Annotated in this window: 19 protein-coding genes and 1 tRNA gene; 14 read left to right on the plus strand and 6 right to left on the minus strand. The window is 73.5% G+C overall.

The annotated features are described in order from the left end of the window. The first annotated feature begins 33 nt into the window (after positions 1–33). Complete coding sequence (locus tag N0B34_RS04760; RefSeq protein WP_263730157.1) at positions 34–486, plus strand: ribose-5-phosphate isomerase; 453 nt, start codon at positions 34–36, stop codon at positions 484–486. A gap of 7 nt (positions 487–493) precedes the next feature. Here N0B34_RS04760 and N0B34_RS04765 read toward each other — a convergent pair whose 3' ends face one another. Continuing rightward, positions 494–1,762, minus strand: coding sequence for a GNAT family N-acetyltransferase (locus N0B34_RS04765; protein WP_263730158.1), 1,269 nt, complete (start codon positions 1,760–1,762; stop codon positions 494–496). 101 nt (positions 1,763–1,863) lie between these two features. Here N0B34_RS04765 and N0B34_RS04770 point away from each other — a divergent pair, with 101 nt between their 5' ends. Together N0B34_RS04770 and N0B34_RS04775 are read left to right on the plus strand one after the other, a co-directional pair. Continuing rightward, a complete protein-coding gene (locus tag N0B34_RS04770) occupies positions 1,864–3,018 on the plus strand; it encodes a PP2C family protein-serine/threonine phosphatase (RefSeq protein ID WP_263730159.1) in 1,155 nt (384 codons plus the stop codon). 3 nt (positions 3,019–3,021) lie between these two features. Next, the gene (locus N0B34_RS04775; RefSeq protein WP_263730160.1) at positions 3,022–3,363 is read left to right on the plus strand and encodes an MGMT family protein; all 342 of its coding nucleotides are present in this window, start codon (positions 3,022–3,024) and stop codon (positions 3,361–3,363) included. 22 nt (positions 3,364–3,385) lie between these two features. Here N0B34_RS04775 and N0B34_RS04780 read toward each other — a convergent pair whose 3' ends face one another. The 3 genes from N0B34_RS04780 to cysK all read right to left on the minus strand — a co-directional run bounded on the left by N0B34_RS04780 (position 3,386) and on the right by cysK (position 6,163). Beyond that, positions 3,386–4,459 (minus strand): LLM class F420-dependent oxidoreductase, encoded by a 1,074-nt coding sequence (locus N0B34_RS04780; RefSeq protein WP_263730161.1) that lies wholly within the window; start codon positions 4,457–4,459, stop codon positions 3,386–3,388. Between the two features lie 100 nt (positions 4,460–4,559). Then, positions 4,560–5,126 (minus strand): serine O-acetyltransferase EpsC, encoded by a 567-nt coding sequence (gene epsC, locus N0B34_RS04785; RefSeq protein WP_263730162.1) that lies wholly within the window; start codon positions 5,124–5,126, stop codon positions 4,560–4,562. A 101-nt stretch (positions 5,127–5,227) separates the two neighbouring features. After that, positions 5,228–6,163, minus strand: a complete 936-nt coding sequence (gene cysK, locus N0B34_RS04790) for a cysteine synthase A (protein ID WP_263730163.1) — start codon at positions 6,161–6,163, stop codon at positions 5,228–5,230. A gap of 421 nt (positions 6,164–6,584) precedes the next feature. Between cysK and N0B34_RS04795 the strand changes: the two genes are divergently transcribed. Both N0B34_RS04795 and N0B34_RS04800 read left to right on the plus strand, forming a co-directional pair. Further along, positions 6,585–6,658: transfer RNA gene (locus N0B34_RS04795), tRNA-Pro, on the plus strand. Positions 6,659–6,697: 39 nt separating this feature from the next. Beyond that, a complete protein-coding gene (locus tag N0B34_RS04800) occupies positions 6,698–7,393 on the plus strand; it encodes a GAF domain-containing protein (protein WP_263730164.1) in 696 nt (231 codons plus the stop codon). Positions 7,394–7,521: 128 nt separating this feature from the next. On the opposite strand, the gene N0B34_RS04805 is transcribed toward N0B34_RS04800, so the two are convergent. Continuing rightward, positions 7,522–8,988 carry a DEAD/DEAH box helicase gene (locus N0B34_RS04805; protein WP_263730165.1) on the minus strand — a complete coding sequence of 489 codons (1,467 nt, stop codon included), beginning with the start codon at positions 8,986–8,988 and terminating at the stop codon, positions 7,522–7,524. Between the two features lie 331 nt (positions 8,989–9,319). Between N0B34_RS04805 and N0B34_RS04810 the strand changes: the two genes are divergently transcribed. The 5 genes from N0B34_RS04810 (at position 9,320) to N0B34_RS04830 (ending at position 15,080) form a co-directional block, all read left to right on the plus strand. Continuing rightward, on the plus strand, positions 9,320–10,693 hold the full coding sequence (locus tag N0B34_RS04810) for an NRAMP family divalent metal transporter (RefSeq protein ID WP_263730166.1): 1,374 nt from the start codon (positions 9,320–9,322) through the stop codon (positions 10,691–10,693). A gap of 186 nt (positions 10,694–10,879) precedes the next feature. Continuing rightward, on the plus strand, positions 10,880–12,319 hold the full coding sequence (locus tag N0B34_RS04815) for a hypothetical protein (protein ID WP_263730167.1): 1,440 nt from the start codon (positions 10,880–10,882) through the stop codon (positions 12,317–12,319). 36 nt (positions 12,320–12,355) lie between these two features. After that, positions 12,356–13,186: an IclR family transcriptional regulator gene (locus N0B34_RS04820; RefSeq protein ID WP_263730168.1), complete on the plus strand. Its 831-nt coding sequence runs from the start codon at positions 12,356–12,358 to the stop codon at positions 13,184–13,186. A 92-nt stretch (positions 13,187–13,278) separates the two neighbouring features. Then, on the plus strand, positions 13,279–13,914 hold the full coding sequence (gene eda / locus N0B34_RS04825) for a bifunctional 4-hydroxy-2-oxoglutarate aldolase/2-dehydro-3-deoxy-phosphogluconate aldolase (RefSeq protein WP_263730169.1): 636 nt from the start codon (positions 13,279–13,281) through the stop codon (positions 13,912–13,914). A gap of 62 nt (positions 13,915–13,976) precedes the next feature. Continuing rightward, on the plus strand, positions 13,977–15,080 hold the full coding sequence (locus tag N0B34_RS04830) for a sugar kinase (protein ID WP_263730170.1): 1,104 nt from the start codon (positions 13,977–13,979) through the stop codon (positions 15,078–15,080). A 3-nt stretch (positions 15,081–15,083) separates the two neighbouring features. Here the strand turns inward: N0B34_RS04830 and N0B34_RS04835 are convergent, their stop codons facing one another. Then, on the minus strand, positions 15,084–16,145 hold the full coding sequence (locus N0B34_RS04835) for a glucose 1-dehydrogenase (protein WP_263730171.1): 1,062 nt from the start codon (positions 16,143–16,145) through the stop codon (positions 15,084–15,086). A 422-nt stretch (positions 16,146–16,567) separates the two neighbouring features. Between N0B34_RS04835 and N0B34_RS04840 the strand changes: the two genes are divergently transcribed. The 4 genes from N0B34_RS04840 to narI are packed head-to-tail and all read left to right on the plus strand — an operon-like array spanning position 16,568 to position 23,556. Further along, positions 16,568–20,332, plus strand: coding sequence for a nitrate reductase subunit alpha (locus N0B34_RS04840; protein WP_263730172.1), 3,765 nt, complete (start codon positions 16,568–16,570; stop codon positions 20,330–20,332). Between the two features lie 55 nt (positions 20,333–20,387). Beyond that, positions 20,388–22,142 (plus strand): nitrate reductase subunit beta, encoded by a 1,755-nt coding sequence (narH, locus tag N0B34_RS04845; RefSeq protein ID WP_263730173.1) that lies wholly within the window; start codon positions 20,388–20,390, stop codon positions 22,140–22,142. Further along, complete coding sequence (gene narJ, locus N0B34_RS04850; protein WP_263730174.1) at positions 22,139–22,801, plus strand: nitrate reductase molybdenum cofactor assembly chaperone; 663 nt, start codon at positions 22,139–22,141, stop codon at positions 22,799–22,801. The genes narH and narJ overlap by 4 nt, the downstream gene beginning before the upstream one ends. Beyond that, a complete protein-coding gene (narI, locus tag N0B34_RS04855; RefSeq protein ID WP_263730175.1) occupies positions 22,798–23,556 on the plus strand; it encodes a respiratory nitrate reductase subunit gamma in 759 nt (252 codons plus the stop codon). Before narJ ends, narI begins: the two co-directional genes overlap by 4 nt.

Below are 23,556 nucleotides of genomic sequence, written 5' to 3' on the forward strand. Positions count from 1 at the left end.
TCGGGCGGCGCACCGGGCTGGCAGGATGACGCCATGCGCATCCACGTCGCCTCCGACCACGCCGGCTTCGAGCTGAAGAACGCGGTCGTCGAGCACCTGAGCGCGGCCGGCCACGAGGTCGTGGACCACGGCGCGCACACGTACGACCCGCAGGACGACTACCCGTCCTTCTGCTTCGAGGCCGGTGAGGCCGTGGTCGCCGACCCGGGGTCGCTCGGGGTGGTGATCGGCGGCTCGGGCAACGGTGAGCAGATCGCCGCCAACAAGGTCACCGGCGTCCGCGCGGCCCTGGCCTGGAACGAGGACACGGCCCGCCTGGCGCGTCAGCACAACGACGCCAACGTGGTGGCGATCGGCGCACGTCAGCACTCCGTGGACGACGCCCTCGCGCTGGTCACGCTGTTCGTGGACGAGCCGTTCTCGCGCGACCCGCGGCACCAGCGCCGCATCGACCAGCTCGCGCAGTACGAGCGCGACCGCGGCTGACCCCGGCTCAGAAGGTCCAGCTGCACAACGGCGCGACCGGCCACCCGAACGCCGCGGCGGCGCGCACGCCGGCACCCGACGTGCGCTCCTCGACCAGCCCGGCGGCGACGAGGCCGGCCAGGGACCGTCCGCCGAGGTAGGCGGCGCCCAGCTCACGGACGTCCGCCCGTAGCTGCACCTCCTGGTCGGTGCGCTCGACGGCGAGCGCCCACGTCCCCTGGTCGTCCGGGCTGTGCGAGCGCAGCCGCCACCGACCGGCATTCGCGGGAACCAGGGCGTCGGTCACCTCGAGGACGGTGTCGAGGGGCGCGAGGTAACGACGTCCGGCCAGCGCGGCGGGCAGGTCGAGGAGCCGCACCCAGAGGTTGTCCTCCAGCCGGGGGTGCCCGGGCCGCTGGTCGACGAGCAGCGACAGGAGAGCGTCGTCGACGGCGAGCTTCGGCGTGCTCACCGTCGCGGTGAGGTCCAGGTCGAGGAGGAACGACCACAGCCGGTGCGTCGCCGGTGCGTCCAGCGCGACGGCAGCGAGCACCTCCACGGAGAACTCCGGCCCCGCCTCGGTCCAGCGGGGCGTCCGGCGCAGCAGCGCGAAGCCGCGAGGCTCGCCACCCGGCGCGCGCACGGTCGCCAGCTGCATCGGCTCGCCACCGGCGCGCCACTGCGGCGGGTCGACCAGGATGCGCCGGCGCAGGGCGGGCGTGCTGCGCACCACCCAGCCCGGCCTGCCTGCACCTGCCGCGACGTGCAGCCGGTCGACGAGGTCCTCGTGCAGGTCGGCGTCCGCCGTGGCGAGCTCGACCGTCAGGGCCTCCGATCCCGGGACTGGACGCAGCGCGGCCCGGCGGGGGAGCGTCAGCCGGACCGCGTCCGCCGCGCAGCCGTAGCCGAACCGGCCGTAGATGCCCTGCTCGGCCGCGAACAGCGCCGACACGGGTTCGCGGCGACCCTGGGCCCTCTCGACGTGGGTGGCGATCATCGACGTCAGCAGGCCGCGCCTGCGCTCGTCGGGACGCACCCCGACCCAGGTGAGACCGGCGCAGGGCACCGCGCCGCCCGGGACCGGGAGCGTGAAGGGGTACGAGCCGTGCACCGCCGCCAGCCGGCCGCCCGGCCCCTCCACCGCCATCGCCCGGTCGAAGGGAACCGTGAACGGCACCTGCGCGTCGACCTCGGGGTCCGGGGGCCAGGCGAAGGCCAACCGGTCCACCGCCCGGAACTCCTCCTTGCGGTCCTCGCCGATCTCGACCGTGCGGTAGCCGTGGGGCAGCGTCGTCATGGTGCCCATGCTGCCGGGCGCGCCGCTGCGGCTGCACCGTCTTTGCTGCTCGACCGGCGGATCGTCGGGCCACCGTCGGTGCTCGCGGTTAGCCTTCGCGCATGACGAGCAGCCCCGACCGGCGCGCCGGCGACGACGGGCCGGGCGGGCGGACCGCTCGCGTCTCCGGCCGACCCGCGCCGGGCCGGGTCGCATCCGGTGGCTCCGGCGCGCTCGAGCGCAGCCTCGGTCGCTGGGCCCGGCGGCCGCAGGCCGTCCCCGGGGTGGTGCTGGCGGCGCTCGCGGTGCTGCTGGCCCTCGGCATGTGGGACCGACCGGAGTGGGTGGCGCCCTCGGCCTTCCTGCTCCTGCTGCTGGTCGCGGTGTTCGTGCTGCGCTGGCTCGCCCTGGTGGTGGTCGCCGCCCTGGTCAGCGTGCTGGCGATGACGCTGTGGGCGATGGGCTCGGGGACGATGACGCCGGGCACGATCGTGGTGCTCGCCGCGGCCGTGGGCGCGGTGCTGATCTTCGGGCGCAGCCGCGAGCGGCTCGGTCTGCAGGGCGCGCCGAGCGGCCTGATGCTGGTGGACCTGCGGGACCGGCTCGAGGCGAACGGTCACATCCCACCGCTGCCGGCCGGCTGGCGCGTCGACGCCGTGGTGCGGTCGGCCCACCAGGACGCGTTCTCGGGGGACTTCGTCGTCGCGCGGGCGCCCGCCGACGACGTCCTCGAGGTGGTGCTGGTCGACGTCTCCGGCAAGGGTCAGGCCGTCGGGGTGCGGTCCTTGCAGCTGTCGGGCGCGCTGGCGGGGCTGCTCGGCGCGATGGCACCGGCCGACTTCCTGCCGGCGGCGAACTCCTACCTCCTCGGGCAGGGCTGGGACGACGGGTTCGCGACCGCCGCGCACCTGGCGCTGGACCTGCGCACCGGGGCCTACCAGGTGGCCACCGCCGGCCACCTGCCCCCGGTGCAGCTGCACGCCGGGTCGGGGCGGGTCAGCGTGGTCGACACCGTCGGTGCACCGGTCCTCGGGGTGACGCCGGACTTCCGGTGCCAGGCCCGCACCGGCACCCTGCAGCCCGGTGACGCGCTGCTGCTGTACACGGACGGCCTGGTGGAGACCCGCGGCGGCGACCTGGACCAGGGCATCGACCGGCTGCTCGGCGTCCTGGAGCAGCTGGTGTCCACGGGACGTGGCGGGGCCGACGCGGTGCTCGCGGCGGCGCGCCGCCAGGAGGACGACGACCGGGCGTTGGTGCTGGTGCAGCGGGCCTGAGCGATGGACGACGACTACCTGGAGCAGGTGCTCGACCTGGTCGCCGCCGTACCGGCGGGCCGCGCGGTCACCTACGGCAGCGTGGCCGAGGTGCTGCGGGACCGGCTCGGCCGGGGCGGCCCCCGGCAGGTCGGTCAGGTGTTGGCGCACGCCGGTGGGGGAGTGCCGTGGTGGCGGGTGGTCAATGCCGCCGGGTCGCCGCCGGCGCGGCACGCCACCGAGGCGCTCGACCGGCTGCGCGCCGAGGGCACCCCGCTGGTCGCGGACGGCACGCGCGTGGCCCTGCGCCGCGCGTTGTGGTGGCCCGACGAGGACGCGTTCGACGACGCGGCGGAGCGGGGCTGACGGACGCCCCGTCGCCGCCTCGCTAGGCGTCCCGAGAGCCGTTGGCAGCCGCGCTCGCCGTGGCCCCGAGAGCCTGGGCGACCCGCGGGAGGTCGCGCGGATCGGTCTGCAGCAGCATCGTCGTCACCGCGGTGCGCTGCCAGGCCGCCAGCTGGTCGCGCAGGTCGTCCGGGGTGCCCACCAGCGCGACGTCCCGCACCAGCTCGGTCGGCACCGCAGCGGCGGCACGGGCGCGGTCCCCGGCGAGGAAGTGCGCCGCGATCTCGTCCAGCGCCTCGGCGTACCCGAGCCGCGCCAGCGCGTCCCGGTGGTAGTTGGCGCCACGGGCGCCCATGCCACCCGCGTACAGCGCGATGAACGGCCGCACGGCGTCGGCCGCCTGCTCGACGTCCGCGCCCAGCACCGCCGGCACGGTCGCCGTCACCTCGAAGCGCTCGCGGGGGCTGGAGCCGGCGAGGCGGCGCGCGAAGCCGTCGTCGAGCAGCTGGCGGAACTCGTCGTCGAGCCGCGGGGCGTAGAACAGCGGCAGCCACCCGTCGGCGATCTCGGCGGTCAGCGCGATGTTGCGGGGGCCCTCCGCCGCGAGGTGGATGGGCAGGTCGGCGCGCAGCGGGTGCACCGTCGAGCGCAGCGGCTTGCCGAGGCCCATGCCCTGGTCCGCCGGCAGGGGCAGACGGTAGAACTCGCCGTCGAACGTCACCGGGGCCTCGCGGGCCAGCACCTGGCGCACCACGGCGACGAACTCGCGGGTCCGAGCCAGCGGCTTGGGGTACGGCTGCCCGTACCAGCCCTCCACCACCTGGGGGCCGGACACGCCGAGGCCCAGCACGAACCGGCCGCCGGACAGGTGGTCGAGCGTGAGGGCGGCCATCGCTGTGGCGGTCGGGGTGCGGGCGGAGATCTGCGCGACGGCGGTGCCCAGCCGGATGCGGCTCGTGGCGGCACCCCACCACGCGAGCGGTGTGAACGCGTCCGACCCGTAGGCCTCCGCCGTCCACACCGAGTCGAAGCCGAGCCGCTCTGCGGTCAGCACCGCCTGCTGCGCGCCCTGCGGAGGTCCGGCCGACCAGTAGCCGGTGTGGTAGCCGAGCCGCACGGGAACCTCCGATGGTCCGACGTCGCCGCGCCGTCGCGGCGTCCGTGCCGGTCAGGCTACGGCCCGCACCGGTCAGCACGGCGCCCGGCTCGGTGGTCCGTCAGATGTAGATCGCCGGGTCGTCGACCTCGGGGTCGAAGCTGTGCGCCACCTTGGGCAGCCGGACCTGCGCCGGCACGCCGACGGCGATCGCACCGGCCGGCACGTCGTGCACCACCACGGCGTTCGCTCCGATCTGCGCTCCGTCGCCGATCCACACGGGCCCGAGCACCTTGGCGCCCGCTCCGACCACCACGCCGTCACCCAGCGTGGGGTGCCGCTTGCCGTGCCGCATCGTCTTGCCGCCCAGCGTGGAGCCGTGGAACAGCACGACGTCGTCGCCCACCTCGGCGGTCTCCCCGACCACCACGCCCATGCCGTGGTCGATGAACAGCCGGCGTCCGATGCGGGCGCCGGGGTGGATCTCCACGCCGGTGGCCGCGCGGGCCGCCTGCGAGAGGAGCCGCGCGGCGAGCCGCAGCCCAGGCTCCTGCCACATCCGGTGCGCGAGACGGTAGACCCACACGGCGTGCACGCCCGGATAGCCGAGCGCCACCTCGAGCCGGCTGCGTGCCGCGGGGTCGTGCTGGTGCGCGGCCTCGAGGTCCTCTCGGAGCACCTCGAGCAACGGTCGGTGGTGCGCCGTGGCTGCCGAGCAGTGCGGTCATGGACAGGCTCCCGATGGATCGGTCGGACGGGTGGGGACGAGCAGTGAACGGAAGACCCGGCTCAGTCGAGCAGGTCGGCGTACAGCACGGTGGACAGGTACCGCTCGCCGAAGCTGGGGATGATCGTGACGATCAGCTTCCCCTTGTTCTCCGGACGGTTGGCGACCTGGATCGCCGCGGCGATCGCGGCACCGGAGGAGATGCCGACGAGCAGGCCCTCCTCCTTGGCGGCGCGGCGGGCGTAGGCGATCGCCGTGTCGCCGTCGATGTCGATCACCTCGTCGTACACCGAGGTGTCGAGCACCTCGGGCACGAAGTTGGCGCCCAGGCCCTGGATCTTGTGCGGACCGGGCTCGCCGCCGTTGAGGATCGGGGACTCCTTGGGCTCCACGCCGATGATCTGCACGTCGGGCTTGCGCTCCTTGAGCACCTGGCCGACGCCGGTGATGGTGCCGCCCGTGCCGATGCCCGCGACCAGGATGTCGACCTCGCCGTCTGTGTCGGCCCAGATCTCCTCCGCGGTGGTGCGGCGGTGGATCGCCGGGTTGGCGGCGTTGGCGAACTGGCGGGCCAGGACGGCGCCCGGACGCTCGGCGGCGATCTCGTTCGCCTTGTTGACGGCGCCCTTCATACCCTCGGAGCCCGGCGTGAGGATCAGCTCGGCGCCGTACGCGCGCAGCAGGGCGCGGCGTTCCTTGGACATGGTCTCGGGCATCGTCAGGACCACGTGGTAGCCGCGCGCCGCACCCACGAACGCGAGCGCGATCCCGGTGTTGCCGCTGGTCGCCTCGACGATCGTGCCGCCCGGCTGCAGCTCGCCGGACTGCTCGGCGGCGTCGACGATGGCGACGCCGATGCGGTCCTTGACGGAGCTGGCGGGGTTGTAGAACTCGAGCTTGCCGACGATCTGCGCGGGGGCGCCGTCCGTGATCTTGGTGATGCGGACCAGCGGGGTGTTGCCGATGAGCTGCGTGGCGTCGTCGTAGATGCGGGACATGGTTCCTCTTCGTCGGTTCTGGTGGAGGCACGGGCCGGGCAGGACGTTCACCCCGAGCCTGCGCGGTGCACGCGGCGTCGGCCACAGCAGCAGGGGCGAGGGTCGTCCGACGAGGCGAGCGCTGGCCGACCGGGTGGTCCGGGTTCCCGCCGTCGGGCAGGAGGCAGCCAGCGCTCTACCGACAGCGACAGGTGCGGGCCGACGAGGCCGCGCGGGCGCGCCCGGACGGGCGCACGGCGAGGGCGGTCGGAGCGTGCTGCACGCCGATCTGCCTCCCTCGCTCGGGCGGGTGCCAGGCCTCCGATCGGAGGTCGACCTGGTCCGCGACGCCATGACGCTAACCGCAACCGGGAGACCCGCGCAAAGATTCCCGCCGGATCACCTCTACGCTGGTCCCTGCGCGGGACGCCGTCCGGCGTGACGGGGTGTGGCGCAGGTTGGTAGCGCGTCCGCTTTGGGAGCGGAAGGTCGCCGGTTCGAATCCGACCACCCCGACCGGCACCGTCGAGGCGCCCGAGGCTGCGAGGTGAGCGGATGGACGACGAGCGCAGGCCGGTCGACCAGCAGCTCTACGACCTGCTCGACGAGCAGCTGGGGGCGTTCACGTCCGGCGCCGCCGTGGTGCTGGGTGGGCAGGCGTCGTGCAGCGTGATGCTGCGGCTCGAGGGGGGCGTGCGGCGCTCGGCCAGCAGCGACCCGCTCGCGGCGGCGTGCGACGAGGTCGAGCTCGCCGTCGACGAGGGGCCCTGCCTCGACGCCCTCGAGACCGGTCTGGTGATGCTGGTCGACGACCTCGACGCCGAGGACCGGTGGCCGGCGTGGACGCGCACGGCCCGTGCCGCAGGCTTCCGGTCCTCCGGGGGCTTCCCGGTGCACCTGCGCAGCGAGGCGGCCGTCGCGGTGAACGTCTACCGACCGGGACCCGGGCCGTGGGACCGGGACAGCCTGGTCCGTGCCGACGTCTACGCGCAGCAGCTCGGCCGGGTCGTCGACCTCTGCCTGGACCTGCGCGAGGCGAACGGACGGCGCCACGCCCTGGAGGACGCCCTGGCCGCGCAGGCGTCCATCGACCAGGCGATCGGCGCGATCATGGCGACGAAGCACTGCGACGCGTCTGCCGCCTTCGCCATGCTGATCGCGGCGGCTCGGGACGGCCGCTCCGACCTGAGCGACGTGGCGGTGCAGGTCCTCGAAGCGCTGGTGGAGCGGCGGCCCGGCGGACCGCTCTGAGCGGATGCGCCGGGCGCGCCGTCCGACGTCAGAACGGCCGGGCCAGGCCCCTCGGCGTGCGGTCGCCCGTCGCGAGTCGTCGGCCGCGACACCGGTGGACGGGTTCGCGACCGCCGCGACGTCGGCGCTCAGCGGCTCCCGCTGCGCCGACCCCGCCGCGCGCCGCCGGCCGAGAACGCAGCCGCTCCGCCGGTCGAGTGCGCAGCTGCTCCGCCGGTAGCCGCGGCGCGCGGTGCCGGACGGCCCGTGGCTGTCGTGCCACCGACCGGCCGGTCCTGCGCGCCGGCAGCCGATGCCGTCGTCCGGCCGCCGCGAGGGTCCGCACCCGATGCGGCAGAGCCGCGGCGTCGTCGGGAACCCCGCCCCGTCGGCGCCGCGCCGGAACGCGGTGCGGCGGGCTGGACGGACGGCGCCGGACGGTGCACGCGCGCGGCGGGCTCGCCGACCAGCGCGCGCACCTGCGGCGAGTCGGCGGTCACGGCCTGCAGCGGGGCGTGCACGGCAGCCCGGCGCAGCAGCGTGGCCACGTCGTGCCGCTGCTCGGGCAGCGTGACGGTCACGACCGTGCCGGCCGCGCCCGCGCGTGCGGTCCGTCCGGACCGGTGCAGGTAGGCCTTGTGCTCCGTCGGCGGGTCGACGTGCACCACGAGCGGCACGTCGTCGACGTGCACGCCGCGGGCCGCCACGTCGGTGGCCACCAGCACGCGTACCTCGCCGCTGCGGAAGGCCGCCAGGTTCCGGTCGCGGGCCGCCTGGGACAGGTTGCCCTGCAGGTCCACCGCGGGGATGCCGTCGGCGGTCAGCTGCTTCGCCAGGCGCTTGGCGACGTGCTTGGTGCGCACGAACAGGATGGTGCGCTCCTCACCGGAGGCCAGCGCCTCGACCAGCCGCTTCTTCGCATCGGCGTCGGGCACGCCGAACACCGCGTGCTCCAGCAGCTCCACCGCGTTGGTCGCGTCGTCGACCGAGTGGGTGGTGGGGGAGGAGAGGAAGCGACGGACCAGCTTGTCCACGCCGTTGTCCAGCGTCGCGGAGAACAGCAGCCGCTGACCGCCGGCCGGCGTGGCGGCGAGGATGCGGGTGACAGCCGGGAGGAAGCCGAGGTCGGCCATGTGGTCCGCCTCGTCGAGCACGGTGACGCGGACCGCGCTGAGCCGGACGTGGCCCTGCCTCATCAGGTCCTCGAGGCGCCCAGGGCACGCGACCACCACGTCGACGCCGGCCTGCAGGGCCTGGACCTGCCGGTGCTGCGAGACGCCGCCGAAGACGGTGGTCACGGTGTGGCCCGTCGCGGCGAGCAGCGGCTCGAACGTCGCCGCGATCTGGGTGGCGAGCTCACGGGTGGGCGCCAGCACGAGCGCGGTCGGGTGCCCCGCCCTCGCCCTGGTCCCTGCGGACGCCAGCCGGGCGACCACGGGAAGGGCGAACGCGAGCGTCTTGCCGCTACCGGTGCGGCCGCGGCCGAGCACGTCCCGGCCGGCGAGCGTGTCGGGGAGGGTGTCGCGCTGGATGGGGAACGGCTCGTCGATGCCCTGCGCGTGCAGGACGGAGACGAGGCGGGCGGGGACGCCGAGGGCGTCGAAGGAGGAGGACATGGACTGCTTTCACGAGAGGGGCGCTGCGACGCGCTGATGGGGACCGTGCGGGACACGCGCACCCCGGCGGCAGCCGGGGGCGGTTCGCCGTCGATCCGCGTCTGGGCACCGGGTGCCGCAGGGAGCGTTCGTCGACGCGAGGCGCAGGAGTACGCCGGGTGGCCCCAGCCTACCTGCTGGCGCACGCGAGCCCCGCCGGGGCAGCGGGGCGGACACCCCAGCCGGGCATGCGTACGTGCTCTGACCTGCGCATCTCCTCACCGAGCGACCTCGGCGGTGCCGACTTAGCATCGAGCCCCAAGGGGGCGACCGGTCGATCGCGGAGGCAACAGTGAGCCAGACCCGTCCACACTCGCAGGACGTGCCGCCTCAGCTCGACGTCGGCACCCCGGAGGAGCCGGGCAGCCACGGCAAGCGTCGGTCCCCGGTCGCGCGGTTCTTCGGGGTGCTCGGTCCGGGGCTGGTCACGGGAGCGGCGGACGACGACCCGTCCGGCATCGCCACCTACGCCCAGGCCGGTGCGACGTTCCGCTACAGCATGCTGTGGACGTCGATCGTGACGTTCCCCCTGATGGCGGCCACGCAGGAGATCTGCGACCGGATGGCGCAGGCCACCGGGGACAGCTTCGGCAAGCTGATCCGACGCAAGTTCCCGCGCTCGCTGCGGCTCGTGATCGGCGTGCTGCTGGTGGCGTTGATCGTCGCGAACGTCGTCAACGTGGCCGCCGACCTGATGGCGATCGGCCAGGGGATGCAGCTGCTGCACGCGGGTCCCGCGCCGGTCTGGAGCGCGGTGGCCGGCGTCGCGATCCTGGGCGCCGTGGTGGCCGGCTCGTTCGAGCTGATCGGCCGGGTGTTCAAGTGGTTGTGCCTGGTGCTGCTGGTCTACATCGGCGTGCTCTTCGTGGCCGACGTGGACTGGGCGCAGGTGCTGCGGGGCTTCGCCGGCATGAGCATCCAGCTCACGCCGGACTACCTCGGCCTGACGGTGGCCGTGCTCGGCACCACCATCTCGCCCTACATGTTCTTCTGGCAGACCGCCCAGCGCGTCGAGCAGCTGCGTGCCGAGGACCTCGGCGGCGACAAGGCCCCGCGACTGGCCGACCGCACGCCGAGCGCGGCCCGGCGCAAGCTGCGCAACGGCCGGATCGATGTGATCGCCGGGATGGCGTTCTCGCAGCTGATCATGTTCGCGATCATCACCGCGACGGCCGCGACGCTCGGCAAGGCGGGCACCCACGTGAGCACCGCCGCGGACGCGGCCAAGGCTCTCGCGCCCATCGCCGGCGCCGGCTCCACGGTGCTGTTCGCCGTCGGGTTCGTCGGCTCGGCGGTGCTGGCCATCCCGGTGCTGGCCGCCTCGGGTGCCGCCGGGATCGCGGGCCTGGCGAACCAGGAGTGGGGCCTGGAGCGGAGCCCCCGACGAGCGCCGCTGTTCTACGTCGTGCTCGCCGCCGGCATCGTCGGCGGCACCCTGATGAGCGTGGTCAGCTCCGACCCGATCGGGCTGCTGGTGCTCAGCGCCATCCTCAACGGGATCGCGGCCGGCCCGTTCCTGGTGGTGATGATGCTGATCTCCCGGGACCGGCGGATCATGCGCGAGTACACCAACGGGCGGCTGGCGGCGGTGCTCGGCTGGACCACCACGGTGCTGATGTGCGTGGCCGGCGCCTACGGCATCTGGTACACCGTCACCAACGGCTGAGCCGATGTGCACCGTTTCGGTGCCGCTCCACGGGTGCACCGCGTAGGGTCGGCGGCATCGACGGAGGCGCACCACCGCGCACCGTCACCCGTTGACCTGCTCTCGGCGGGCGCACCCGCCGAGGCGTCGGCCGTGCGACCGGGCCCGGAGCAGCGGTCGGGCGCTCGCCCGTGGAGGTTGTGCGGCGTGACCAGTACGTCCACCCGCAGTCCGCGCCGCACCGCTACCGCGCTGGCGCGGACCCGGTCCGGCGCACCCGGTCCGCTGGACCGACCGCCGGGTCCGGTCGCGCGCCGGATGAACACCCTGGTCCGGGCGCTGGCCGCCAGCTGGGTGTCCGACCCCCGCGTGGCGGTGTCGCTCGCCGGTGCGGGCCTGGCGCTCGGGATGCTGCTCGGCGCGACCGCTCCCAACGCCGAGGCGATCGGCGTGCACCTGCCCCTGTCCCTGCTGCCGTCGCTGTCGGGCCACACCGTCCTGGCCAGCCTGATGCTCTACGCCGCGGAGATCCTCGCCGGGCTGGGGCTGGCCGGGATGATCTGGGCGAACAGCAAGGGCTGGCGACCTGATCCCCGGCACCTCCTCGTCGCCTCGGCCGTGGTGGTGGCCGTCATGGTGTGCCTGACGCCGGTCGGCTCGTCCGACGTGGCGAGCTACGCGGTGTACGGACGCATCGCCGCGCAGGGTGGCAACCCGTACGTCACCAGCCCGCTCGCGTGGGGTGAGGCGGCGTACCTGGACCCCGTCGGCATGATGTGGAAGAACCAGCCGTCCGTGTACGGCCCCGTCGCCACGCTGCTGCAGTCGTTCGCCGCCTGGGTCGGCGGCAGCGACGTCGCGACGACCGTCCTGGCGTGGATGGTGCTGAACGGGCTGGTCTTCCTCGGCGTCGGGGTGCTCCTGCTGCGGACGTCCGACGACCCGGTGCGCGCCACGCTGTTCTGGACCGCGAACCCGGTGCTGATCCTCGCGCTGGTCGGTGGGGGTCACCTGGACACCCTGGTCGCCGCCGCGGCCGTGGGCGCGATCCAGGTCGCGCGGAAGCTGCGGTCCGGCTGGGGCGACGTGCTCGCCGGCGTCCTGGTGGGCCTCGGGAGCGGCGTGAAGATCTCCGCGGTGCTGATCGGCCTCGGCCTCGCGTGGCCGCTGGCGGCGCGGCGGCAGTGGGGCCGGCTGGTGCGGATGTCCGCGGCCGCGACAGCCGCGCTGGTGCTGCCGTACACGTTCTACGGCACCAGTGCGCTCGGCCCGCTGCTGCACGGGCTGCAGCTGGTGACGTGGCCGTCCCCGTGGCGGCTGGTCGAGATCACCGGACGGGCTCTCGGCGTGAGCGAGGCGGCGATGATGCACGGCATCAGCCTCCTGTGGCCGCTGGCGCTCCTGGTGGTGGCGTGGCTGCTCAACCAGAGGATCGCGGGGGACCAGCCCCGCGAGGTCGTCTGGCCCTTCGTGCTGGTGTTCGCCTGGATCCTCGTGGCCCCATGGGTGTTCGCCTGGTACACCGCGGTGGCATGGGCGGCGCTGAGCCAGGTGCCGCGCAACCGGATGACGCGCTGGTTGACGCTGGTGACCGTGATCCTGGCGCTGTTCCTGTCCAGCGGCGGGCACCCGATGCCCGTGCGGTGAGGAGGGCGGGTGCCGGCGCGCCCGTACGCTGACCGCGTGGTCACCGCCGTGGACGCCGGAGCGGCGTCCCCCCTCGAGAGCGTCGATCGCGCGTTGCGCCTCCTGGAGGCGCTCGCCTCGCACGGTGCCGACGGTGCCACCCTCGCGGAGCTCGCCACGGCGACCGGCATGCACAAGACCACCGCGCACCGCACGCTCGGTGCGCTCCGGCACCGGCAGTTCGTCCACCAGGACGGCGAGACGGGCCGGTACCGGCTCGGGCGGGCGGCGGTCGCCCTCGCCGACCGGTTCCTCGACGAGGCGAACCTGCCGTCCCTGCTGCACGGCGCGCTGGTGGCGTTGTGCTCGGCCACCGACGAGCTGGTGCACCTCGGGGTGCTGTCCGGTGCGCAGGTGGTGTACCTGGACAAGGTCGAGCCGGACCGCCCGGTGCGGGTGTGGTCCGCGGTCGGCCGCCGGCGGTGGGCGGTCACCACGGCGCTGGGCAGGGCGATGCTGGCGTACTCCGGCACGTCCCGGGAGGCGCTCGACGGGTACGTGCGGCCGACCGGTGGCGCCGGCCGCTCTGCCGAGCAGGCGGTCGAGGCCGACCACGTGTGGGACGAGCTCGAGCGTGCCCGCGCGCGCGGCTACGCCGTCGAGCAGGAGGAGAACGAGCCCGGCATCTCCTGCGTGGCCGTCCCGCTTGTCCGTGCTGCGACCGGCTCGTCCGCCGGCCTCGGTTCCCGCGCCGCAGTCGTCGGCGCCGTCAGCCTCACCGTGCCCAGCGAGCGGATGGACCAGCGGCGGGTGGAGCAGCTGTACGCGACGATCCGCGAGGTGCTCCCGCCGCTCCTGCCGGCCGGCCTGGCGCTGCCCCTCGGCTGAGCCGCGCGGCAGCGGTGCACCCTCGCGCGCCGCCATGACATACTCGTTTCGCTGCACGCGATGGGCATTGCGACTAGCGAAACGGACTCCCGGTGCCGACCATCCTCGACCAGCTCTCCGCCCACCGCCTGGTGCCCGTGGTCGTCATCGACGACGCCGCCCAGGCGGGCCCGCTCGCGCAGGCCCTGGTCGACGGCGGCCTGCCCGTCGCCGAGGTGACCTTCCGCACCGCGGCCGCCGCCGAGGCGATCCGCGCGATGAGCGATCGCGGGGACGTGCTGGTGGGCGCCGGGACGGTGCTGACACCGGCGCAGGTGGACGCCGCGGTCGCCGCCGGTGCGCACTACGTCGTCTCGCCCGGCACGGACCGCGCGGTCGTCGAGCGAGCGCAGGAGCACGGCGTGCTCGCCCTGCCCGGCGCCGTGACCGCCACGGAGGTGCAGGCGGCGCTGGCGCTCGGACTGACCACCGTGAAGTTCTTCCCGGCCGGCACGTCCGGCGGTGCCGCGGCGATCGCCGCGCTGGCCGCGCCGTTCGGCGGCATCGGCTTCGTGCCCACGGGTGGCGTCGGGCCGAAGAACCTCGGCGAGTACCTGGCGCTGCCGTCGGTCAAGGCGGTCGGCGGCTCCTGGATGGTGCCGCGCGACCGGGTGGCCGCGGGCGACCTCGCGGGGGTGCGTGACCTCGTCGCCGAGGCGGTCCGGCTCGCGTCGAGCCTGCGCCCCTGACCACGCCGAACCGCCCGCCCCGCAGCCCGAACCAGCGCACCGACCCAGCCGCAGGAGTGCCCGTGCCCGCCCTGACCATCCGCCCCGCCGAGCAGACCCGGTACGACGCCGTCAGCCTGGGTGAGGTGATGCTGCGGCTCGACCCGGGCGAGGGTCGCATCCGGACCGCACGCGAGTTCCGGGTGTGGGAGGGCGGTGGCGAGTACAACGTCGCCCGCGGCCTCCGCCGGGCCTTCGGGCTGCGGGCCGCCGTGGTGACGGCGCTCGCGGACAACGAGGTCGGGCGCCTGGTGGAGGACCTGATCCTCCAGGGCGGTGTGGACACCTCGTTCATCCGCTGGATGCCGTACGACGGCGTGGGCCGCACGGTGCGCAACGGGCTGAACTTCACCGAGCGCGGGTTCGGCGTGCGCGGCGCCGTCGGTGTCTCCGACCGGGGCCTGACCGCGGCCAGCCAGTTGCGCGCGCAGGACGTCGACTGGGACCACCTGTTCGGCGAGCTGGGCGTGCGGTGGTTCCACACCGGTGGCATCTACGCGGCGCTGTCCGAGACGAGCGCGGCCACCACGCTGGCGGCCGTCGAGGCGGCGCACCGGTACAGCACCGTCGTCTCCTACGACCTGAACTACCGGCCGAGCCTGTGGAAGGCGATCGGTGGCAAGGAGCGGGCGCAGCAGGTCAACCGCCAGATCGCCCGGCACGTGGACGTGATGATCGGCAACGAGGAGGACTTCACCGCGGCCCTCGGGTTCGAGGTGGAGGGGGTCGACGAGAACTTGTCCGCGCTGGACGTCGACGCGTTCGGCGCGATGATCGACCGGGTCCGTGCGCAGTACCCGAACTTCGCCGTCATCGCCACGACGTTGCGCACCGTGCGGTCCGCCACGGTGAACGACTGGGGTGCGATCGCGTGGTCCCGCGAGGAGGGGCTGGTGCGGGCCACGCACCGGCCGGGGCTGGAGATCCTCGACCGGGTCGGCGGCGGCGACTCGTTCGCCTCCGGTCTGGTGTACGGCCTGCTCGACGGTCAGCCGCTGGCGACCGCCGTCGAGTACGGCGCGGCGCACGGCGCGCTGGCGATGACCACGCCGGGCGACACGACGATGGCCAGCAAGGCCGAGGTGCTCAAGCTGGCCGGCGGCGGGAGCGCGCGGGTGGACCGCTGACGGTCAGCTGCCGGACCCGTCGAACGTCAGCACCACCTTCACGTCGTCGTCCTGGTCGGTGAACGCGTCGGCGAACCGCTCCACGGGGACCCGGCGCGTGATCAGCCGCGCGAGCCACTCGACGTCGGCCTCGGCCAGGGCCTCGGCCGCCAGTCGGTAGTGGTGCAGGTTGGCGTTGACCGAGCCGACGACCGCCTCGTTCTCCAGCACGATCTCGCGGTTGAGCCCGCCGGCGTCGATGGTCAGCCGGCGCCTGGTCGGTGACACGCCGGTCAGGCAGACGATGCCGTACGACGAGGTGGCCGCGATCGCGCCGAAGATCAGCGGGCCGACGCCGGTCGCCTCGATGACGACGTCCGGCTTGATCGCCGTCGCGACCTCGTCGATGTCGCCGTGGTGGTACGTCGCGCCGAGGTCGGAGACCAGCGCGGGCTTCGGCCCGTCGGTCACCCGGTCGAGCACGTGCACGTCGAGCCCGCGCTGGACGCCCAGCATGGCGGCGAGCAGCCCGATGGGTCCGGCGCCGGTGACCAGCACCGTGCGGGGCTCGAACCAGGCGCGCCGCCCGACGTGCTCCACCTGGTCCCAGGCCTTGGCGACCACCGTCGTCGGCTCCATCAGCACGCCGACCTGGTGCAGCCGCGGGTCGAGCTTCACCGCGAAGTCCGGTTCCACCGACCACTGCTCGCTCGCGTAGCCGTCGAGCTGCTTGATGCCGCGCTCGGTGTACTGCCCGTTGCGGCACATGTCGAACTGCCCGTGCGCGCAGGCGCCGCACGGCACGGGGTCCGGCCGGCGCACGACGCCGACCACCAGGTCGCCGGGGGAGAAGCTGCTGCCGTCGGGCGCGGTGCGGACTCGCCCCAGGGACTCGTGGCCGATCACCAGCCGCTCCCGGCCGGGCGGCGCCCACCCGTAGTCCCCGTCGGCGATCTCCCGGTCGGTCCCGCACACCCCGACGGCGAGGGCGTCGACCAGCAGGTGGCCGTCCGGAGCCGTGGCGTCCGGGACGTCGCTGACCTGCAGGGTGCCGCCGTGCAGCGGGATGGTGGTCAGCGCACGCATGGTCGCTCCTTCTCCCCGTGGGGGCCCGGCCCGCGTGGGGGCCGCCGGCCGAGGGCCCGATGAAGCCCTCCCGCACGCTAACCACGGACCGCTGGAGCGGCACGGCGAGAGGAACTTGAATTTCCACGGGCGTATCCGCTTTTAACCGCGGCTTCCCTGAGCAACACTGACGACAGCCGAGTCCGGGAGGAACCGAGGGTGGTCCAGCCGAGGGAGAACGACCTCGCTCGCTGTGCCCTCGCAGCACCCGCACCCTCAGCACCCTCCGCACCCGCGCCCGCCGCACCCCCGGCAGGCGCACGCCGGGCCGCCGCGTACCCCCGCGGCTCCGCGCTCCGCCGACCGGCGCCGGGGGCATCCCGGCCCAGCTGAGCCCGTTCTCGCTACCTCCGCACGAGCGTGTGTCGATCGAAGGAGCCCAGATGAACCCGAGCACCACACCGCGCACCCCTGCCGAGCCGGGCCTCGACGGCCCGGTGTCAGAGGCGCTGCTCCGGCTCGGGCGCCACCTGCGGCGCGGCGAGGTGTCGGCCGACCTGCGGACCCTGAGCAAGGTGGGCGGGCGGGACGCCGACGAGTTCTACCGGGACCGCTGGAGCCACGACAAGGTGGTCCGCTCCACCCACGGCGTCAACTGCACCGGGTCGTGCTCGTGGAAGGTCTACGTCAAGGACGGGATCATCACGTGGGAGGCGCAGCAGACCGACTACCCGAGCGTCGGCCCGGACCGGCCCGAGTACGAGCCCCGCGGCTGCCCGCGCGGCGCGGCGTTCAGCTGGTACACGTACTCGCCGACCCGGATCCGCTACCCGTACGTGCGCGGGGTGCTGCTCGACCTGTACCGCGAGGAGCGGCGCCGCACGGGTGACCCGGTGGCGGCGTGGGCGGCGATCGTCGAGGACCCGGACAAGGCCCGCCGGTACAAGAGCGCGCGGGGCCGGGGCGGCCTGGTGCGGGCCAGCTGGGACGAGGCGGTGGAGATCGTCGCCGCCGCGCAGGTGTACACGATCAAGACGTACGGGCCGGACCGCGTGGCCGGCTTCTCGCCGATCCCCGCGATGTCGCAGGTGTCGCACGGCGTCGGCGCCCGGTTCCACGAGCTGATCGGCGCCCCGATGCTCTCGTTCTACGACTGGTACGCGGACCTGCCGGTCGCGTCGCCGCAGGTGTTCGGCGACCAGACCGACGTGCCGGAGTCGGGGGACTGGTGGGACGCCGGCTACCTGATCATGTGGGGCTCCAACGTCCCGGTGACGCGCACCCCGGACGCGCACTGGATGACGGAGGCCCGCTACCGCGGTCAGAAGGTGGTGGTCGTCTCACCGGACTACGCGGACAACGTGAAGTTCGCCGACGACTGGCTCGCGGCGCAGCCCGGCACCGACGGGGCGCTGGCCATGGCGATGGGCCACGTGATCCTGCGCGAGTTCTTCGTCGAGAAGCAGACGCCGTACTTCGACTCCTACGTCAAGCGGTACACGGACCTGCCGTTCCTGGTGCGGCTCGACGAGCGGGACGGCGCCTACGTGCCCGGCAAGTTCCTCACCGCCGCGGACCTGCCCGGCGCCGAGGCGACCAGCGAGAACGCCGCCTTCAAGACGGTGCTGCTCGACCGGGCGACCGGCCTGCCGGTGGTGCCGGGCGGGTCGCTCGGCTTCCGGTACGGCAAGTCCGGTGAGGGGCGGTGGAACCTCGACCTGGGGGACGTCGACCCGCTGCTGAGCCTGTCCGCGGAGGCGCCGCTCGGCGCGGCACCCGGTCGGGGCGCCGGTGCGGGCGAGGTGCAGGGCGTCGAGGTGGACCTGCCGCGGTTCGACGCGCTGGACGGGTCCGCCGGGACCATCCGACGCGGCGTGCCGGCCCGCCGGGTCGCGGGTCACCTGGTCACCACGGTGTTCGACCTGCTGCTCGCCCGGTACGGCGTCGGACGCCCGGACCTGCCGGGGGAGTGGCCCACCGGGTACGACGACGCGGACCAGCCCGGCACACCGGCGTGGCAGGAGCAGTTCACCGGCGTCCCCGCGGCGGCTGCCGCACGGATCGGGCGGGAGTTCGCCGCCAACGCCGAGGAGTCGCGCGGCCGCTCGATGATCATCATGGGAGCGGGCACCAACCACTGGTTCCACTCCGACACGATCTACCGCACGTTCCTCACGCTGACGATGCTCACCGGCTGCCAGGGCGTGAACGGCGGTGGCTGGGCGCACTACGTCGGCCAGGAGAAGGTGCGGCCGATCACCGGCTACACCACCTACGCGATGGCGCTGGACTGGGCGCGGCCGCCACGCACCATGATCCAGACCGCCTACTGGTACCTGCACACGGACCAGTTCCGGTACGACCCCTTCTCCGCCGACGCGCTCTCGGCGGCGACCGGCAAGGGCCTCCTGGCCGGGCTGACCACGGCGGACGTGATCGCCAAGACGGCCCGGATGGGCTGGATGCCGTCGTACCCGACGTTCGACCGCAGCCCCTTGGCCCTCGCCGACGACGCCGACGCGGCCGGCCTGCCGGTCGACGAGTACGTGCCGCAGGAGCTCACCGCCGGCCGACTGCGCTTCGCGGCCGAGGACCCCGACGCGCCGGAGAACTTCCCGCGCGTGCTGACGGTGTGGCGGGCCAACCTGCTCGGCAGCTCCGCCAAGGGCAACGAGTACTTCCTCAAGCACCTGCTGGGAACCGAGTCCAACCTGCGAGCCGCGGAGGCGCCTCCGGACCGGCGGCCGCGCGACGTCGTCTGGCGGGACGAGGCACCCACGGGCAAGCTCGACCTGCTGCTCTCGCTCGACTTCCGGATGACCAGCACCACGGTGTTCTCCGACGTGGTGCTGCCGGCGGCCACCTGGTACGAGAAGCACGACCTCAACACGACGGACATGCACCCGTTCGTCAACTCGTTCAGCCCCGCGATCGCGCCACCGTGGCAGAGCCGCACCGACTTCGACATCTTCCAGACGCTGGCGCGCACGTTCAGCACGCTGGCGCGCACGCACCTCGGGGTGCGGCGGGACGTCGTGGCCGTGCCCTTCACGCACGACACGCCCGACGAGCTGCTCAACCCGGGTGGTGTCGCGCTGGACTGGGCGCAGGGCGAGTGCGACCCCGTGCCGGGTGTGACCATGCCGAAGCTCGTCGTGGTCGAACGGGACTACGGGGCGGTCGCCGCGAAGATGGCGACCCTCGGACCGCTCGTCGACACCCTGGGCGCCACCACCAAGGGCGTCACGTTCGACGTGCGCGAGGAGGTGGCGTACCTCGGCCAGAAGAACGGCGTGGCCCGGAACACCGGCAGCGACGTGCTCGAGGGGCGTCCGCTGCTGACCCGGGACGTCCAGGCCTGCGAGGCGATCCTCGCGCTGTCCGGCACCACCAACGGCCGCCTCGCCGTCCAGGGCTTCCACACCCTCGAGAGGCGCACCGGGACGACGATCGCCGACCTGGCGGCCGAGCACGAGGGCAAGCGGGTCACCTTCGCCGACACCCAGAGCCGTCCGGCCACGGTGATCACCTCACCCGAGTGGTCCGGCACCGAGGCGCACGGGCGGCGGTACTCGCCGTTCACGGTGAACGTGGAACGGCTCAAGCCCTGGCACACGCTGACCGGTCGGCAGCACTTCTACCTGGACCATGACTGGATGGCCGAGCTGGGCGAGCAGCTGCCGGTGTTCCGGCCACCTCTCGACATGCGCGAGCTGTTCGGTGAGCCGGAGCTCGGCTCCACCGGCGAGCTCGGCGTCACGTTGCGCTACCTGACGCCGCACAACAAGTGGTCGATCCACTCCGAGTACCAGGACAACCTCTTCATGCTGACGCTGTCCCGCGGCGGCCCGACCATCTGGATGAGCGACCTGGACGCCGCCACCGTGGGCGTGCGGGACAACGACTGGGTCGAGGCGGTCAACCGCAACGGCGTCGTCGTCGCGAGGGCCGTCGTCTCGCACCGGATGCCCCAGGGGACCGTGTACATGTACCACGCCCAGGACCGCCTGATCGACGTGCCACTGACCGAGACGACGGGCCGCCGCGGCGGCATCCACAACTCCCTGACCAGGCTGCTCATCAAGCCGAGCCACCTGATCGGCGGGTACGCGCAGCTGTCCTACGCGTTCAACTACCTCGGCCCCACCGGGAACCAGCGCGACGAGGTCACCGTCATCCGCCGGCGCTCGCAGGAGGTGCAGTACTGATGAGAGTCGCTGAGCGGCGCACTCCGGAGCGAGGAACGAGCGAAGGGGAAGCGCGATGAAGGTCATGGCTCAGATGTCGATGGTGATGAACCTCGACAAGTGCATCGGCTGCCACACGTGCTCGGTCACCTGCAAGCAGGCGTGGACCAACCGCACGGGCATGGAGTACGTCTGGTTCAACAACGTCGAGACGCGCCCGGGTCAGGGCTACCCGCGCACGTACGAGGACCAGGAGCGCTGGCAGGGCGGCTGGACGCTGAACCGCCGCGGGCGACTGCAGCTGAAGGCGGGCAGCCGTGCGAAGAACCTGCTGACCATCTTCGCCAGCCCCAAGATGCCGTCGATGGACCAGTACTACGAGCCCTGGACCTACGACTACGAGAACCTGACCAGCGCCCCGCTGCAGGAGCACACGCCGGTGGCCCGGCCGTTGTCGTTGATCACCGGCGAGCCGACCAAGGTGCGCTGGAGCGCCAACTGGGACGACGACCTGGGCGGCGCCCCGGAGCTGACCAAGGACGACCCGGTCCTGGCCAAGGTGTCGGCGGACGTCAAGCTCGAGTTCGAGAAGACGTTCATGTTCTACCTGCCGCGCATCTGCGAGCACTGCCTGAACCCGTCGTGCGCCGCCTCGTGCCCGTCCGGCGCGATCTACAAGCGGTCCGAGGACGGCATCGTGCTGGTCGACCAGGACCGCTGTCGCGGCTGGCGCAAGTGCGTCACCGGCTGCCCGTACAAGAAGGTCTACTTCAACCACCGCACCGGCAAGGCCGAGAAGTGCACGTTCTGCTTCCCGCGCATCGAGGTGGGCATCCCGACGGTGTGCTCGGAGACGTGCGTCGGCCGGCTGCGCTACATCGGCCTCGTCCTGTACGACGCCGACCGCGTGCTCGCGGCGGCCAGCGAGCCGGACGAGACCAAGCTGCTCGCGGCGCAGCGCAGCGTGTTCCTCGACCCGTTCGACGCCGAGGTGATCCGGGAGGCGGAGCGGTCGGGCATCCCGCGGGACTGGATCGACGCCGCCCAGCGCTCGCCGATCTGGAAGCTGATCAGCACCTACGAGGTGGCGCTGCCGCTGCACCCCGAGTACCGGACCATGCCGATGGTCTGGTACATCCCGCCGCTGTCGCCGGTGGTGGACGTGGTGCGGGACACGGGGGAGGACGCCGAGGAGCGGGGCAACCTGTTCGCCGCCATCGACGCGCTGCGCATCCCGGTGGAGTACCTGGCCGGCCTGTTCACGGCGGGCGACACCGCACCGGTCACGGCGGTGCTGCGCAAGCTCGCCGCGATGCGGTCGTACATGCGCGACCTGTCGATGGGGCGTGAGGGCGACGCGTCGATCCCGGCGTCCGTCGGCATGGACGAGGGCACCATGCGCGAGATGTACCGGCTGCTGGCGATCGCCAAGTACGACGAGCGGTACGTGATCCCCACCGCGCACGAGGAGCAGGCGCACGGCCTGGAGGAGCTGGCCACCGAGTGCAGCCTGGACTACGAGGGCGGCCCGGGGATGAACGAGTGGGGACCGTTCGGCGAGGGCTCGGGCGGCACGACGCCGATCGCCGTGGAGAACTTCCACATGCTGCAGCAGCGGCAGCTGACGGACACGGTCGCCGACCCGGCCACGCGCAAGGCGCGCGTCAACCTGCTCAACTGGGACGGCAAGGGGGCGCCCGAGGGGATGTTCCCGCCGCGGCCCGAGGAGGCGCGGCCGCACGAGCCGGACGGCCCGTCGGGCGAGACGCAGCCGCTGCCCGCGGGTGGCAGCGAACCCGGTCCGACGGGGTCGGGGACGGAGCCCCGATGAACCGCGTCGCCCGCGCCGCGGCCGCCCACCGGCTCGCCACCCGGCAGACGGCCGTGGTGCACCGGCTGGCGGCGCTCCTGCTGGAGTACCCGTCGCCGGAGCTGCTCGCGCTGCTGCCGCAGGTCGAGGCCGCCGCGCAGGAGCTTCCCGACCCCGTCGGGGCGCCGTTGCGGCAGCTGGCCGACCACCTCCGCCTCACGGCGCTGTCGCAGCTGCAGGCCGACTACGTCGAGACGTTCGACCTGCGCCGGCGGTGCAGCCTCTACCTCACCTACTACTCCTACGGCGACACCCGGAAGCGCGGCGTCGCGCTCGTCGAGCTCAAGCAGGCGTACCGGGCGGCCGGTGCGGAGGTGGACGGCGAGGAGCTGCCGGACCACCTGTGCATCCTGCTGGAGTTCGCCGCGACCACGGACGCGGAAGCGGGCATCGCACTGCTGCTGGCCCACCGTGCCGGCCTGGAGCTGCTGCGGCTGGCGCTCGAGGACTCGCGGTCGCCCTATGCGGGGGTGGTGGGGGCCGTGTGCGCCACGCTGCCTCCGCTCGCGGGGGACGAGCGGGACGCGGTCGCCCGGCTGGCGGCCGAGGGACCGCCGGGGGAGGAGGTCGGTCTCGAGCCGTTCATGCCGCCACCGACGCCGATGGGAGCCCGCCGATGAGCACCAAGGACCTGCTGCTGTGGGTGGTGGTGCCGTACGTCTGCCTGGCGGTGTTCGGGCTGGGCCACGTCTGGCGGTACCGGTACGACAAGTTCGGCTGGACCACCCGCTCGTCCCAGCTCTACGAGTCCCGGCTGCTGCGCTGGGCCAGCCCGCTGTTCCACTTCGGGATCCTGTTCGTCTTCCTCGGGCACGTGATGGGTCTGGGCATCCCGGAGTCGTGGACGTCGGCGGTGGGCATCAGCGAGACGGCGTACCACGTGATGGCCGTGGGGATCGGCGGCATCGCCGGGGTCTGCACGCTCGTCGGGATGGTGCTGCTGATCTACCGGCGGCGGACCGTCGGGCCCGTGTTCAGCGCCACCACCAAGATGGACAAGCTGATGTACGCCTGGCTCGCCGCGGTCGTCCTGCTGGGCCTGTGGAACACGGCCGCCGGCTCGGCGCTCAAGCTCGGCGGTGAGTACGACTACCGGCTGGGCGTGTCGGTGTGGTTCCGCGGCATCTTCTACGGGCACCTGCACCCGGAGCTGATGGCGCACGCGCCGATCGGCTTCCAGCTGCACGGGCTGCTGGCGTTCGGCCTGTTCGCGCTGTGGCCGTTCACCCGGCTGGTGCACGTGTTCAGCGCGCCGGTCTGGTACCTGTGGCGGCCGTACGTCGTCTACCGCTCGCGCAGCCCGCGGCTCGGGGCGGAGCCGCCGCGGCGGGGATGGGAGCGGGTGGAGCGGCCCGCGAGCGGCGCACGTCGCTGA

It is taken from the genome of Cellulomonas sp. SG140 (assembly GCF_025770785.1).
GTDB lineage: Bacteria > Actinomycetota > Actinomycetes > Actinomycetales > Cellulomonadaceae > Cellulomonas.

What these genes read in the sequence shown, in the direction of transcription:
- N0B34_RS04760 (WP_263730157.1), top strand. Translation starts at nt 34, where the DNA reads ATGCGCATCCACGTCGCCTCCGACCACGCCGGCTTCGAGCTGAAGAAC.
- N0B34_RS04765 (WP_263730158.1), bottom strand. Translation starts at nt 1,762, where the DNA reads ATGACGACGCTGCCCCACGGCTACCGCACGGTCGAGATCGGCGAGGAC.
- N0B34_RS04770 (WP_263730159.1), top strand. Translation starts at nt 1,864, where the DNA reads ATGACGAGCAGCCCCGACCGGCGCGCCGGCGACGACGGGCCGGGCGGG.
- N0B34_RS04775 (WP_263730160.1), top strand. Translation starts at nt 3,022, where the DNA reads ATGGACGACGACTACCTGGAGCAGGTGCTCGACCTGGTCGCCGCCGTA.
- cysK (WP_263730163.1), bottom strand. Translation starts at nt 6,163, where the DNA reads ATGTCCCGCATCTACGACGACGCCACGCAGCTCATCGGCAACACCCCG.
- N0B34_RS04800 (WP_263730164.1), top strand. Translation starts at nt 6,698, where the DNA reads ATGGACGACGAGCGCAGGCCGGTCGACCAGCAGCTCTACGACCTGCTC.
- N0B34_RS04805 (WP_263730165.1), bottom strand. Translation starts at nt 8,988, where the DNA reads ATGTCCTCCTCCTTCGACGCCCTCGGCGTCCCCGCCCGCCTCGTCTCC.
- N0B34_RS04835 (WP_263730171.1), bottom strand. Translation starts at nt 16,145, where the DNA reads ATGCGTGCGCTGACCACCATCCCGCTGCACGGCGGCACCCTGCAGGTC.
- N0B34_RS04840 (WP_263730172.1), top strand. Translation starts at nt 16,568, where the DNA reads ATGAACCCGAGCACCACACCGCGCACCCCTGCCGAGCCGGGCCTCGAC.
- narH (WP_263730173.1), top strand. Translation starts at nt 20,388, where the DNA reads ATGAAGGTCATGGCTCAGATGTCGATGGTGATGAACCTCGACAAGTGC.
- narJ (WP_263730174.1), top strand. Translation starts at nt 22,139, where the DNA reads ATGAACCGCGTCGCCCGCGCCGCGGCCGCCCACCGGCTCGCCACCCGG.
- narI (WP_263730175.1), top strand. Translation starts at nt 22,798, where the DNA reads ATGAGCACCAAGGACCTGCTGCTGTGGGTGGTGGTGCCGTACGTCTGC.